Source organism: Streptomyces sp. NPDC111656, assembly GCF_055656965.1.
Window position 1 is genome coordinate 15,614 of record NZ_JBVKCA010000004.1, and the last position, 13,507, is coordinate 29,120.

Here is a 13,507-nt window from a genome sequence, read left to right on the forward strand (position 1 = left end):
GCGGTGACCGCCCCTTGGGCACGTGGTGCGGGTGTCAGCCCTTGGGCTCCGTCAGCCCTTGAGCTCCGCCGCCACCAGCTCCGCGATCTGGACCGCGTTCAGTGCGGCGCCCTTGCGGAGGTTGTCGTTGGAGACGAAGAGGGCGAGACCGTGCTCGGCCGTCTCGTCGGCGCGGATGCGGCCCACGTAGGACGCGTCCTTGCCGGCGGCCTCGAGCGGGTTCGGGATCTCCGAGAGGGTGACGCCCGGGGCGCCGGCCAGCAGCTCGGTCGCGCGCTCCACGCTCAGCGGACGCGCGAAGCGGGCGTTCACCTGCAGGGAGTGGCCGCTGAACACCGGGACGCGGACACAGGTGCCGGAGACCTTGAGGGCGGGGATCTCCAGGATCTTGCGGGACTCGTTGCGGAGCTTCTGCTCCTCGTCCGTCTCGTGCAGACCGTCGTCGACGATCGACCCCGCGAGCGGGAGCACGTTGAAGGCGATGGGGCGCTTGTAGATCCCCGGCTCGGGGAAGTCGACCGCGCCGCCGTCATGGGTCAGCTTGTCGGCGTCCGCGGCGACCTTCAGTACCTGGCCGTGCAGCTCGGCCACGCCCGCGAGGCCGGAACCGGACACGGCCTGGTACGTCGCGACGACCAGCGCCTCGAGCCCCGCCTCCTCGTGCAGCGGCTTCAGGACCGGCATCGCGGCCATCGTCGTGCAGTTCGGGTTGGCGATGATGCCCTTGGGGCGGTCGGCGATCGCGTGCGGGTTCACCTCGGAGACCACCAGGGGCACCTGCGGGTCCTTGCGCCACGCCGAGGAGTTGTCGATCACGACCGCGCCCTGCGCGGCGACCTTCTCGGCCAGCGCCTTGGAGGTCGCGCCGCCCGCGGAGAACAGCACGATGTCCAGGCCGGAGTAGTCCGCCGTCGCCGCGTCCTCCACCGTCACACCGTCGAGCACCGTCCCGGCCGAACGCGCCGAGGCGAACAGCCGCAGCTCCTCGACCGGGAACTTCCGCTCGACGAGGATCCTGCGCATGACTGTGCCGACCTGACCGGTGGCTCCGATGATTCCGACCCTCACGGCGACTCCCTTAGCGTGCGTTTTACGTGGTCCAGCGCTTCCATCATGCGTCTGACCCGTCCCCGCGTGTCCAATCCTTTGCCCGTGCCGCCCGAGGAATGGGACACGTCCGCCGTACGGCATTGCTGCGGCATCCGAAAGAAAACCGTCCGCCGGCCGCCGGGGACCGCAAGCCGTACGGCGTGGGCGTCCTCACCGGCCCCGGCCCGGTGTGACGTACGACTCCTTCGCGTGCGGCCGAACGTTTTGGCCCGCGTCGGCGTCGTAGAGGAAACGCGGGAGGGGAGGGGCGGAGTGCTGCGCAGAAAGGCACGCCGGGTCGAGGGGGCGGACGATCCCCTGGACGCGGCCCAGGAACGCCGGGTGCGGGCGGTGCTCGCGCTCGGTGGCGTACCGCAGGCGGACCTGCCGGACGGGGTGCAGCAGGTCCGCCTGCGGTTGCTGGAACGCGCGGCGAAGGGGGACGAGGCGCCGCGTGACGTGTCCGCGTGGGCGGCGGTCGTCGCCTCGAACCTGGCGATGGACTGGCACCGGGCCAAGCGGCGCCAGGAGCGGCTCGGTGAGCGGCTTGCCTCGCTGCGGCAGCCCGCGGACGCCCGTGACGAGGACTCCAGCGTGCTCTCGCTCGCCGTGGCGCAGGGGCTGGACGAGTTGCCCGACGCCCAGCGCCAGGTCCTCGTCCTGCGCTTCTACGCCGATCTGTCCGTGCGCGGGATCGCCGAGGAGCTCGGTATCCCGGAGGGCACGGTCAAGAGCAGGCTGCACTCGGCGGTCCGCGCCCTGCGCGCCCGCCTGCACGAGGACGAGGTGGTGTGACGTGGCCGAGTATGAGGGAGTGGACGCGCTGTTGGCCGCGATCACTGACGAGGCTCTGCCCGAAGGGGCCGGCGACGACCCGGAGTTCATGGCCGAGCACCGGTCGGCGGTGGCCGATGTGGCGCTGCTGCGGGAGCAGTTGGCGGTCATCGGGGACGCGCTGGCTGACCGTGCGGAGGAAGCGAAGCCGGTCCCGGTACGGGCCCCCAGGAAGCGCGCCCGCCGCCCCGAAGGCGCCCCCAGAAATCGCGGGCGCCGTCCCCTAGCTCTCGTCGTGGGCACCCTCGTCGCGGCCACCGTGGCCGCGATGGTCGTCGGCATGGGCTGGATCCTCGCGCACAACGGGGTGGGCGCGTCGGATACCAGCGGGGCCAAGGCGGCCGACAGCGGGACCGCGGGCGGCAGTGCCTCGCTCAGCGCCCCCGGCTATCTGGCCTGCGCCCGGCTCGTCGCGGAGGGCACGGTCGCCGACGTCGAGCCGCTCCCCGGCACCACGGAGAACCGGATCACCCTGCATGTGGACCGCTACTACAAGCCCGAGAAGGGGAAGGCCGAGGTCGTCCTCGTCCTGGACGAGGAGGTGGCTCCCCGGCCGCGTGAGGGCGAGCGGGTACTCGTCGCCCTCCAGGACGATCCGGCGACAGGGACCGGCTGGACCACGGGGGAGAAGGCCATCGCCGACGAACGGGCGTGGATCGTGAAGGCGCTGCCCGCGTCCCGCACCCTGACGTGCCCGTGAAGAAGGCACGTGCCCGTGAAGAAGGCACGTGCCCATGAAGAAGGGCGGGCGCCCGTTTCCGGACGCCCGCCCCTCGTAGGTCGGCCGGTTGCTACGGCGTGACCTTCTCGATCTTCACGCTGCCGAGGCCGGCGGCCGTGCCGCGGGCGTTCACCAGCTGGACCTGGCCGAAGAACTCGCGTCCCTCGGGGGCCGGCGCGGCCGCGGTGACCTCGCCGGACACCGTCGCCGTACCGCCCGTGGCGAGCTTCACCGGCGTCGACTCGTCGACCTTGACCGAGCCGAGCGCGGAGGAGAAGAACACGTCACGGTAGTCGTACGCGGTCGAGCCCGACGGGACCGAGTAGCCCACGACCTCGATGGTGTACGTACCGGCGGCGGGGTTGGGGATGGAGACCGCCTCCTCCGAGTCGCCGTCCGCGGACTGCGCGACCTGCTTGCCGGCGGAGTCGTACACCGTCAGGTCCAGGTCGGCGGCCGTGTCCGAGACGTTGCCGATGGCGACGTCGAGCGACGCGGCGCCGGCCGGCACCTCGACCGTGCTGGTCTGGGTGGCGCCGCCCGCGATGGTCGGCCGGGCCGTCTTCGAGGAGCCGAGCGGGCCGCCCTTCAGGGTGCCGTCGAGCGCCGCGAAACCGTTCGCCACCTTCCAGGAGGCGGTGACCGGCGTGCCGACCTTGGCCTCGGGGACCGTCACCACGGCCGGGTCGAAGGCCGCGCCGAGCACGGTGGCCTCCAGCTTGTACGGGTTGTCGAGCAGCGGCGAGGTACGGCGCGCCTCGACCTCGACCTCCCAGACACCGGGCTGCGGGTCCGCGTACGCACGCACGTCGGGCCTGCAGCCGTTGGTGTTCGGGTAGTTGCTGTAGCAGTACGGCGTGCCGGTGTCCTCGACCGGGACACCGTAGGGGTGGATGGAGATGAACCGGGTCTGGCTCAGGTCCTTCAGCCCGCCGATCGCGACCTCCAGCGCCTTCGCGCCCTCGGGCACGGTCAGGAAGTACGACTTGGTGCTGTTGCGCTGCACCGAACTCGACGCCGAGTAGCTGTACTTGAGCGGCGTGGAGACCGCGACCGTCGTCAGGATCTGCTTGTCGAGGCCCTCGGTCCGCGGGTCGTCGACCTCGAGGATCGCGCTCTTGATGCCGGCCGAGGAGGCCTTCGCGGCGACCTTGACGGTGACCGGCTTGTTCAGTTCGAGCTTGACCTCGTCGGAGCCGACGATCCGGAAGGTGTCACCGGCGTTGTTCTCGAAGTGCAGCTCGTGGCGGATCGCCTTGTCCGGGCCGGACGTACGCGTGATGGTGATGTCGTACGACTTCTTCACGCCGACCTTGAGGCCGCCCTCGCGGTCGTAGAGGCCGGTGCCGAAGCCCGGGGTCTTCAGGGCGTAGTCGATCGCGGTGTCGACGGGGGCCTTGACGGTGTAGTCGTGGGCGGTCGCGTCGTCCTTGATCGACTTCCACGCGTCCACGATGTTGATGAGGCCCGCGCCCTCCTCGTACGCCTGCACACCCTTGATGTGGTCGGCGGTCGAGGTGAGGGCCGTGCGCAGCTTGGCGGGCGTCAGGGCGATGCCCTTCTGCTTGGCGGCGCTCAGCAGCAGCGCGGACGCGCCGGCGGCCTGCGGGGAGGCCATCGAGGTGCCCTGAAGCATCGAGTAGCCGGCCGGCAGGGAGTAGCCGGCCTGGGCGACCGGGGAGCCCGGCAGCCAGGTCTGCGTGGTGTTGATCGCGGCGCCGGGCGCGGTCAGCGTCGGCGTGAAGCCGCCGTCCTCACGCGGACCGCGCGAGGAGAACGGCATCATCGCGTACTTCTTCTCCACGACGGAGCCGTAGTTGGCGGCCCAGGTGTCCTTGGAGATGGACGCGCCGACCGAGATGACCTTGTCGGCCAGGCCGGGGTCGCCGATGGTGTTGGCACCGGGGCCGGAGTTGCCCGCGGAGATCACCAGCTGGACACCGTAGGTGTCGATGAGACGCGTGTAGAGCTCGGAGCGCGCGTTGTTGCCGTCGTTCAGCGCGGGCAGGCCGCCGATGGACATGTTCACGATGTCGACGCCGTGGTTGACGACGAGATCGATCATGCCCTCGGTGAGCGCGACGTTGGTGCAGCTCGGGCCGAACACGCAGGCGCGCGACGAGACGATCTTCGCGCCGGGAGCGGCGCCGTTCATCTTGCCGCCGAACAGGCCGTTCGCGGAGGTGATGCCGGCGACGTGCGTGCCGTGCTCGCTCGCGATCAGCCCGATGTTGACGAAGTCGGCCTTCTTGCCGACCCAGTCGCCCCCGAAGGGGTCCATCGGCACGTCCTTGCGGATCTGCACGACGAACGGCTGGCTCTCGACGACGTCGGTGGCCGGGTTGTCGGTCCCGAAGTGACCGATCTGGTAGCCGTCCTTGTACGGCTTCATCGCGGTGTCGTCGCTGAAGTCGTGGTTGTTGTTCACGTCGACGGTGACGGTGCCGGCCGCCGGGTCGTACAGGACGCCCCACGCGTCGGTGGTGTCGCCGTCACGGTTCACGTCGCCCGCGGCGTCGCCGCCCGCGGTCGCGGACTCCCGGAACGTGCTGATCTCGTACGAGCCCGCCGGGGACGTCCAGCTCTGGCCGCCGTAGGTGAAGGCGGGCCCGGAGACCGCGCTGACCATGGGCCGCCAGCTCAGGTCGTTGTCGAGGATCGGGTCGGTCGAGGTGACCCAGTCGACGATCTTGCGCTCGCCGGTGGTGGTCTTCTGCAGCGCCGGGTGGCTCAGGTCCACACCGGAGTCGAGGATGCCGATGGTGACGCCCCGGCCGTCCGCCTTCGGGTTCTTCTTCACGAAGTCGACGGCGCCCGTCTCGAAGGACGGGTTGTACGGGTTCTCGGCGGGGGTGTTCTTGTCGGGCGCGGCGTAGGTCTTCGTGGCCTTCGAAGAGGCGCCCTTGGCCGTGTCGGCGCTCGGCGTCGGGTCGTCGAGCGCGATGTCCTGGCGCAGGTCGATGCCGTGCACCGAGGTCAGCTTGGTGGCGGCGGCGATGGCCGCGTCGGCCTTGGCGGTCGGGACCGTGGCCCGGACGTAACCGACCTTGTCGTACGTCTGGCCGACGGACCCGCCCTTGACCGCGTCCATCTCCTTGGCGACCTGTTCGGTCTGCCCGGGAGCGGTGGCGATCATCATCGTGACGTTCTTGGCGCCGTCGGCCTTGGCGTCGGCGAGGAGGTCCGCGTCGTCCGAACCGAGCTTGGCGCTCGCGGACTTGGTGCCCGGATCGGGCGTGGCGGGTGCGTGGTCCGCGGAGAAGGCCATGGGTATCGGCCCGGCCGCGGAGAGCGCGGCCACCAGGCCTGCGGCCACGGCGATGCGGGCCACGCGTCTCGCGCCCGATATCGGTGCGCGCTGAGGATCGGTCATCAGCATCCCTTGTAGGTAAAGGAACGAGCGTGGAGTGACCGGTCCCGACGTTCCCACGGGACACGATCACATCAGTCCGGTATGTGGACCCGGATGACCGCTCAGCTTTACCTAAGGGACAGTTGTTTGGGGAGAGTTGACCGGGGCGGGATGGAGCCATGGCGTACTTCCGCCATGCGTCACGACGGTCAAAGCTCAATATGACAGGACATCGACAAGCATCGTCAACCAATCCGTGGTCGCCCGTCGCCCGCGCCCGGCCGCTCAGGCCTCCCGTGTGCGCGCGTAGTGGCGGGACGCCTTCGCGCGGTTACCGCAGGCCGCCATCGAGCACCAGCGGCGGGTGCCGTTCCGCGAGGTGTCGAAGAAATGCAGGATGCAGGTGTCGTGGGCGCAGCGGCGGATGCGGTCGGGGGCGGTGGCGAGCAGTCCGAGGTAGTCGCGGGCGGCGAGCCAGGCGGGCCCCCAGGACGGGTCGCCGAACTCCGCCTCCTCGCCGGGTCCCTGGCCGGTCAGCGTCAGGCGGACGCGGCCGTGCGCGAGGACGGCGTCGATCCGGGCGGCGGCTTCCTCCAGGGTGCCGTCGACGGCCGAACGCAGGGCGTCACGGGCTTCCCGAGCATGCAGCAGCACGGCGTCGTCGGCCGGGAAGTCCAGCCCGTTCGCCGCCAGCCACACCGCCAGGCCCTCGGTGTCCGTGAGCAGGTCCTGCGTCACTCCCTCGCGGTTCCAGCGGGTGTTGAGCAGGTCGAGCGAGACCGGCTCCCCGGTGAGCGGGCGGGGATCGGCGGTGATGGACATGAGGAACTCCTTTCCGCGCTAACCGCTCAAGAGTAAGTCACTGGTTGACTCTCCCTAGTCTAACCTCTAACCTCGATGACAAAGGTTAGCTCTTCTGTGGGGCGGCCAACGGCAGACGGGACCGTCATGACCTTGCGCACCGGCCACATCGGCCTGAACGTCACCGACCTCGACCGTTCGCTCGCCTTCTACCGTGACCTCCTCGGCTTCGGAGTGATCGCCGAGGGCAAGGAGGAGGAGCGGCGGTACGCGTTCCTCGGCTCCCTCGCCGGAGACGGCCGCCCGGTGCTCACCCTCTGGCAGCAGGCGCAGGGGTCGTACGACAAGGCCCGCGCCGGCCTGCACCACCTCGCCCTCGAAGTGGACTCGGTCGACCGGGTCAGGGAGTACGAGACGGCCCTGCGGGACTACGGCGTCGACTTCGCGCACGAGGGCGTGGTCGCCCACCGTGAGGGCTCGGCGTCCGGCGGCATCATCTTCCACGACCCCGACGGCACCCGCCTCGAGATCTACGCGCCGAGCGGGGCAGAGGGGGCCCCGGTGCCGTCCGCCACCGCCCCCACCTGCGGTTTCTTCTAGGAGCTGTGGAGAGCGGGGCGTGTCATGACGTACCACTTCGGCTCACGGGCCGTACAGGAGCGGGTGGGTGTGCGCGAGGCCGCCGACCATGTGGGGCAGTCCGTCGGACAGGACATCCGCCCCGTGGCCGCCGCCTTCCTCGAACTCCAGCCGATGCTGGTGCTGGGCGCGGCCGACCCGGTGGGCGGAGCGGTGTGGGCCTCGCTGCTCACCGGCGAGCCCGGGTTCGTACGGGCGACGGGTGTCCGGCAGATCTCGGTCACGGGCGGCGGTCCCCGCGAGGGCGACCCCCTGGCGCGGGCGCTCGCCACCCCGGGTACCTCCGTCGGCACGATCGCGCTCGACCCGCGCACCCGCCGACGTATGCGCCTCAACGGCCAGGCCCGCCCGACCCCCCGCGGCTTCGCCGTCGAGGCCGACCAGGTCTTCTCCAACTGCCCGAGGTACCTGCAGAAGAGGGAGTCGTACGAGAAGGCCGAGCGTCCGCCCGGCACCCCCCGCCGGTCCGCCGCACTCTCCCCCGGGCAGCGTCGGTTCGTCGAGTCCGCCGACACCTTCTTCCTGGCCACCGTCCACGCGCACGGCGCCGACGTCAGCCACCGGGGCGGCAACCCCGGTTTCGTCCACGTCACCTCGCCGCACGAGCTGCATTGGCGCGACTACCCCGGCAACTCCATGTTCCTGACCCTCGGCAACCTGGAGACGGACCCGCGGGCGGGGCTGCTCTTCCTGGACTGGGCGGCGGGGACGGTGCTGCAACTGACGGGCACGGCGCGCACGGAGTACGCGGCCGACGGGGAGCGCACGGTCGGTTTCACCGTCACCGAGGTCGTACAGACGCCTGCTGCCAGCCCGATCCGCTGGTCGCCGCCGGAGTACTCGCCGGCCAACCCGTCCCTGCCGTAGGCGACTTGCCGCGCCCCCGTGCCGTAACGTCTGGGCATGCCGAAGCAGTTGAGGGTGGCGGCCTACGCCGTATGCGTGCGGGACGGGCGGATGCTGCTGGCCCGCTGGGTCGCGGGTGACGGAAGCAGGCGGTGGACCCTGCCCGGCGGCGGCATGGACCACGGAGAGGACCCCTACGACACCGTCATCCGCGAGGCCGAGGAGGAGACGGGCTACGCCGTCGAGCCCCTCGCGCTGCTCGGCGTCGACTCCGTACTGCGTTCGCACCCGCGCCGACTCGGCTCGCCCAACGACTTCCACGCCCTGCGGATCGTCTACGAGGCCCGCGTCACCGGCGGCGAACTGCGCCACGAGACGAACGGCTCCACCGACATGGCGGCCTGGCACCCGCTCGACGAGGTACCCGCCCTCGACCGGGTCGCGCTGGTCGACGTGGGACTGCGGCTGTGGCGAGAACGACCGCCCCTCGGCCGCGTCGGCTCCGAAGAGGCGGCGGAGTAGCCGCAGGGGAGAGCAGTGGCGGCGGACTCGTCCCCTACCCCGGAAAATGAACACGGAGTGACCGCGTCCCGGCCGTTCGGAGAGGGGTCGTGGACGCGCAGGGTGTTCCAGGATCCACGTACGGTGATCGGCGTCGGCCGTTGCCGCCTCGTTAACGTCCAGGTCACCCCCGGTGTCAACGATCCAGTATGAGCGGGGAGTTACCGCAACGAGCCCCCGCGACCACTGCCGACGCGTTCGCACTCGGGGAGATCGCGCCATGTCGCGCATACGCTCTGTCGCCACCTCCGCCGCCATGAACCGCCGTACCCTGCTCGCCGCCACCGGGGCGGTGACCCTCTCCGCGGGCATCGGCTACGCCCTGCGGCCCGACTCCGAGGCGCACGCCGCCACCACCGACACCGGTGAGTCCGCCGTCGCCGTGTCCCTCCCCCACTCTCGGCTTCGCTCGAGCGGGGGGACCCCCATGGCGCCCGCCGCACCCCTCGCTCCCTACGAGCGCGGCACCACCCTGGAGAGCGTGGCCGCGCCGCGCTCCGGCTCGGGCGACTACCGGCGGCTCGGTGACGGCCCCGCCTGGAAGCGGGTCGTTCGCAGCGACCTGGCCGCGGCCAAGTCGGGCCGGGCCGACCGGCGCACCGCACTCGCCGCGTTCGTGCAGTTCACCGACCTGCACCTGATCGACGTCCAGCACCCGCTGCGGCTCGAATACCTGCGCACCGCCGCGGCGGGTACCTGGCGTCCGCACGAGTCGCTGACCGTCGCCGGCGCCGTCTCGCTCGTCGAGCGGGTCAACGCGCTGCGGGGCGCCCCCGTCACCGGCTCCCCGCTGCACTTCGTCATGACCACCGGGGACAACACGGACAACAACTCCAAGACGGAGCTGGACTGGTTCCTGAAGGTCATGAGCGGCGGCCGGATCAGCCCCAACAGCGGCGACCCGCGCCACTACGAGGGCGTCCAGAACAGCGGCCTCAAGCTGTACTGGCAGCCGGACGCGGCCCTGCGCGACGCCGACAAGCAGCGCGGCTTCCCGCACCTGCACGGCTTCCTCGCGGCCGCCATCCGTGAGGTGCGCAGCCCCGGTCTCGGCCTGCCCTGGTACTCCACGGTCGGCAACCACGACGCACTGCCGCTGGGCTGCTACCGCCACGGCGACTCCTTCCTCGCCGAGTTCGCCGTCGGCGGCAAGAAGCTGATGACGCTGCCCGCCTCGGCGAGCGTCGCCCTGCGTGCCGCCATCAAGAACGACAAGGACCCCAAGGGCCTCCAGCTCAGGGACCTCCTCAAGACGCACGCGCGGCAGCTGCGCTCGGTCACCCCGGACGAGTCGCGCGCCCCCTTCACGCCCGCCCAGTACCTGAAGGCGCACCTCGACCCCGCGCACACCGGCCCCGGCCCGATCGGCCACGGCTACTCACAGGCCAACCTCGCCGCGGGCACCCAGTACTACGCCTTCCGCATCTCCGACGACATCATCGGCATCAGCATCGACACCACCGACCCGGGCGGCCACTACATGGGCTCCATCGGGACGACCCAGCTGCGCTGGCTGGACAAGACGCTGAGCGACAACAAGGACTCGTACGCCATCGTCTTCAGCCACCACACCAGCAAGTCGATGACCAACCGCCGCACCGACCCCGCGCACCCGAGCGACAAGCGCCACGGCGGCGAGGACGTGGTCGCCACGCTCGCCAAGCACCGCAACGTGCTGGCGTGGGTGAACGGCCACACCCACAAGAACGAGATCATCGCGCACTCCGCGCCGAACCACGGCTCCTTCTGGGAGATCAACACCGCCTCCCACGTCGACTTCCCGCACCTCGCCCGCATCATCGAGGTCGTCGACAACAAGGACGGCACGCTCTCCCTCTTCACCACCCTCATCGAGTCCGCGGCACCGCACCGCACGGACTTCTCCGACCTCAGCCAGACCGGCCTCGCGGCCCTCTACCGCGAGCTCGCCTTCAACGCCCCGGGCCGCAACACCGAACTGGCCGGCGCCTCGCGGGACCGCAACACGGAGCTCGTGCTGAAGAAGGCCTGAGGAAGCCCGAAGAACGGCCGAAATCCACTCAACTGACATACAGGCGGGCAACCTTCACTTCGGTCCGTCGAGTCCCTCCCCCCGACCAGGGGTCTCCGGTGAAGGGGAACGACATGTCAGTGCGTACGGGACTGGTGGCGGCGACGGCGGTGGCGCTCGCGGCCGCTCTGGCGGGGCCCGCGGTGGCGGCTCCCGCCGGGGCCGGCCACCACGGCGCGACCCGCGCCGCCATGGACGCCGCGGTGAAGGCCGGGGTGCCGGGCGTGACGGCGACGGCGCGGGACGCGGGCGGCAGGTGGTCGGCCACGGCGGGCGTGGGCGACGTGCGGACGCACACGCCGCGCGGCACGGCCGACCGCTACCGCGTGGGCAGCATCACGAAGACGTTCGTGTCGACGGTGCTGTTGCAGCTGGAGGCGGAGCGGCGGCTGTCGCTGGACGACAGGGTGGAGAAGTGGCTCCCGGGCGTGGTCCGGGGCCACGGCCACGACGGACGCCGGATCACCGTCCGTCAGCTCCTCAACCACACCAGCGGCATCTTCAACTACACGGCGGACGACGACTTCGCCCGCACGTACTTCCTGAAGGACGGCTTCCTCGAACACCGCTACGACACGAAGACACCCGAGCAGCTCGTGGCGATCGCGATGACCCACGCACCGCTCTTCGCGCCGGGCACGTCCTGGAGCTACTCCAACACCAACTACGTGCTGGCCGGCATGGTGATCGAGAAGGTCACCGGCCACTCCTACGCCACGGAGATCCGCCGCCGCGTCATCGAACCGCTCGGCCTGCGCGCCACGTCCGTCCCCGGCACCAGGACTACGCTCCCACGGCCCAGCAGCCACGCGTACTCGAAACTGTCCCGGGCGACGACGGGCCCGACGTACGACGTCACGCGCCTCAACCCCTCCCTGGCCTCCTCCGCCGGGGAGATGATCTCCGACTCCGCCGACCTGAACCGCTTCTACGCGGCCCTGCTGGGCGGCCGGCTCCTTCCCCCGAAGCAGCTGCAGGAGATGAAGACCACGGTGAAGGCCGACGAGATACCGGGCGCCCGCTACGGCCTGGGTCTCATCGACCGAGAGCTCGGCTGCGGGGTCCATGTGTGGGGCCACGACGGCGGCATTCACGGCTCGACGTCCTCCGCCGTGACGACGGCGGACGGCCGCCACTCCCTGGCCTTCAACTTCAACGGGGACTGGTCGGGGGACAGCGATGCGGTGATCGAGGGGGAGTTCTGCGGCAAGTAGGCCCCTGAACGGCCTTCTTGACGCAGGTCCGAGCCCGACGCAGCTCCGAGCCCGAGGTTCCCCACGGGTACCCGCACGAGGAGGGGCCGCCGGATCGCCGACGGCCCCTCCTCTCCCCTCCTGGTGCCGCCCCGGTCCGTCACTACCGGGGCAGGACCACGACATACGCCGCCGGATCCCGGTCGTTCGCCGCCATCAGCGCGGTGCGGACCACCGTCGCCTGCTGATCCATCGCTTCCCGCAGCTTCCTCGGAGTGATGTGGACGACCGTGATGCCCAGCCGCTCCAGGTGCTCGCGCTTACGGGCGTACTCCGACCAGAGCGCGTCGTCCTGCCGATCGCCTTGCCTGGGCACCCGGGTGTCCAGCTCGACGGCCACCGCCTGCTCGGGCCAGTACGCGTCGAGGCCGCCCAGGTGGGGCCCGCCCGGCAGGCGCAGGTCGACGTTCCAGACCGGGTCGGGCAGGCCGTACTCCCGCACCATCCGGTAGAGGCGGTCCTCCGCGATCGCCCGGCCCGCCGCCAGCAGCGAGTTCACCGCGTCCACCACGTGCGGCCGGCTCAGCAGCCGCGCCTGCGCCAACTCCCGCACCACCACCGGCGCGTCACAGTGCCCGGCGCGCACCGCCTCCGCCAGCAGCCGCCGTACCGCACCCGCGTCCGACAACTCCGCCACCGCGTCGGCGAGGGCACGCGGCACCGGGGCGACCGGGACACCCGTGAGGTACGAGGGTGCGGGCAGCGACGGCGTACGGACGATGTGGGCGCAGCCGTGCGAGCGCAGCCGGCGCAGCCGGGGGACCAGGACGTCGATCTTGTCGAGGGAGGTCAGCGGAGGCGCCGAGGTGAAGCCGTGCAGGGTGAGTGCGGCCAGGCCCGTGATCAGCGCGTCCGCGTACGGCTGCGGGGCGTGCGGTTCCTCGGCGCCCGGCTGGACGGGGATGCCCGACGTCGGCCGGTGCGCGGGGGTGCGGCCCGCGAACAGCAGGACCGCGTGCAGGCGTTCCTCGGAGGTGGGCGGCCCCGGGTGGAGGAGGAAGACGCCGGGGAGGATCTGCTGCCAGGGGCCGCCCGGCCGGCACTGCTCGGTGGTGTCGGCGGCCGTGACGCCGTGGGCGCGCAGCTGAGCGGCGGTCAGGACCCGCCGCTGCGTGTGGGACAGGTGACGGAGGGGGCGGGGGGACAGTGGGGTGTTGTGGTTCATGACCGGGGGTTTTCCGCGCCCGATCCGTCCCCTAACCGCTGTTACACACCCGTCGACAAATCCGGACAAGCTCGTCCTAAAGTACGGGCGTTCGACTGCCGAAAGACGCTGGTCCGGATCGGGGTTACGGGGCCCGGTGCGCGGGTTCCGTAACGGGGCTCCGGGCGGCCGCATGGGCGACCCGGGGCCCCGTCAC

Annotated in this window: 11 protein-coding genes; 7 read left to right on the forward strand and 4 right to left on the reverse strand. The window is 71.1% G+C overall.

Annotated features, from left to right (window positions below):
- Positions 1-51: 51 nt before the first annotated feature.
- On the reverse strand, positions 52-1,068 hold the full coding sequence (locus ACZ7M3_RS13540) for an aspartate-semialdehyde dehydrogenase (RefSeq protein ID WP_452972643.1): 1,017 nt from the start codon (positions 1,066-1,068) through the stop codon (positions 52-54).
- A gap of 294 nt (positions 1,069-1,362) precedes the next feature.
- On the opposite strand from ACZ7M3_RS13540, the gene ACZ7M3_RS13545 reads away from it, so the two are divergent.
- The gene (locus ACZ7M3_RS13545) at positions 1,363-1,884 is read left to right on the forward strand and encodes a sigma-70 family RNA polymerase sigma factor (protein ID WP_472063160.1); all 522 of its coding nucleotides are present in this window, start codon (positions 1,363-1,365) and stop codon (positions 1,882-1,884) included.
- 1 nt (position 1,885) lies between these two features.
- Complete coding sequence (locus tag ACZ7M3_RS13550; protein ID WP_472063162.1) at positions 1,886-2,623, forward strand: hypothetical protein; 738 nt, start codon at positions 1,886-1,888, stop codon at positions 2,621-2,623.
- Between the two features lie 91 nt (positions 2,624-2,714).
- Here the strand turns inward: ACZ7M3_RS13550 and ACZ7M3_RS13555 are convergent, their stop codons facing one another.
- Both ACZ7M3_RS13555 and ACZ7M3_RS13560 read right to left on the reverse strand, forming a co-directional pair.
- On the reverse strand, positions 2,715-6,017 hold the full coding sequence (locus ACZ7M3_RS13555) for a S8 family serine peptidase (RefSeq protein WP_472063164.1): 3,303 nt from the start codon (positions 6,015-6,017) through the stop codon (positions 2,715-2,717).
- 264 nt (positions 6,018-6,281) lie between these two features.
- The gene (locus ACZ7M3_RS13560; protein WP_472063166.1) at positions 6,282-6,818 is read right to left on the reverse strand and encodes a CGNR zinc finger domain-containing protein; all 537 of its coding nucleotides are present in this window, start codon (positions 6,816-6,818) and stop codon (positions 6,282-6,284) included.
- Positions 6,819-6,944: 126 nt separating this feature from the next.
- Between ACZ7M3_RS13560 and ACZ7M3_RS13565 the strand changes: the two genes are divergently transcribed.
- The 5 genes from ACZ7M3_RS13565 to ACZ7M3_RS13585 all read left to right on the forward strand — a co-directional run bounded on the left by ACZ7M3_RS13565 (position 6,945) and on the right by ACZ7M3_RS13585 (position 12,107).
- Entirely contained in the window at positions 6,945-7,397 is a 453-nt protein-coding gene (locus ACZ7M3_RS13565) for a VOC family protein (protein WP_472063167.1), read from the forward strand.
- A 24-nt stretch (positions 7,398-7,421) separates the two neighbouring features.
- Positions 7,422-8,303, forward strand: coding sequence for a pyridoxamine 5'-phosphate oxidase family protein (locus ACZ7M3_RS13570; protein ID WP_472063169.1), 882 nt, complete (start codon positions 7,422-7,424; stop codon positions 8,301-8,303).
- Between the two features lie 36 nt (positions 8,304-8,339).
- Complete coding sequence (locus ACZ7M3_RS13575) at positions 8,340-8,804, forward strand: NUDIX hydrolase (protein ID WP_472063171.1); 465 nt, start codon at positions 8,340-8,342, stop codon at positions 8,802-8,804.
- Between the two features lie 259 nt (positions 8,805-9,063).
- A complete protein-coding gene (locus tag ACZ7M3_RS13580; RefSeq protein ID WP_472063173.1) occupies positions 9,064-10,854 on the forward strand; it encodes a TIGR03767 family metallophosphoesterase in 1,791 nt (596 codons plus the stop codon).
- 113 nt (positions 10,855-10,967) lie between these two features.
- Positions 10,968-12,107 carry a serine hydrolase domain-containing protein gene (locus ACZ7M3_RS13585; protein WP_472063175.1) on the forward strand — a complete coding sequence of 380 codons (1,140 nt, stop codon included), beginning with the start codon at positions 10,968-10,970 and terminating at the stop codon, positions 12,105-12,107.
- 142 nt (positions 12,108-12,249) lie between these two features.
- On the opposite strand, the gene ACZ7M3_RS13590 is transcribed toward ACZ7M3_RS13585, so the two are convergent.
- Entirely contained in the window at positions 12,250-13,311 is a 1,062-nt protein-coding gene (locus tag ACZ7M3_RS13590) for a hypothetical protein (protein WP_472063177.1), read from the reverse strand.
- Positions 13,312-13,507 lie beyond the last annotated feature (196 nt).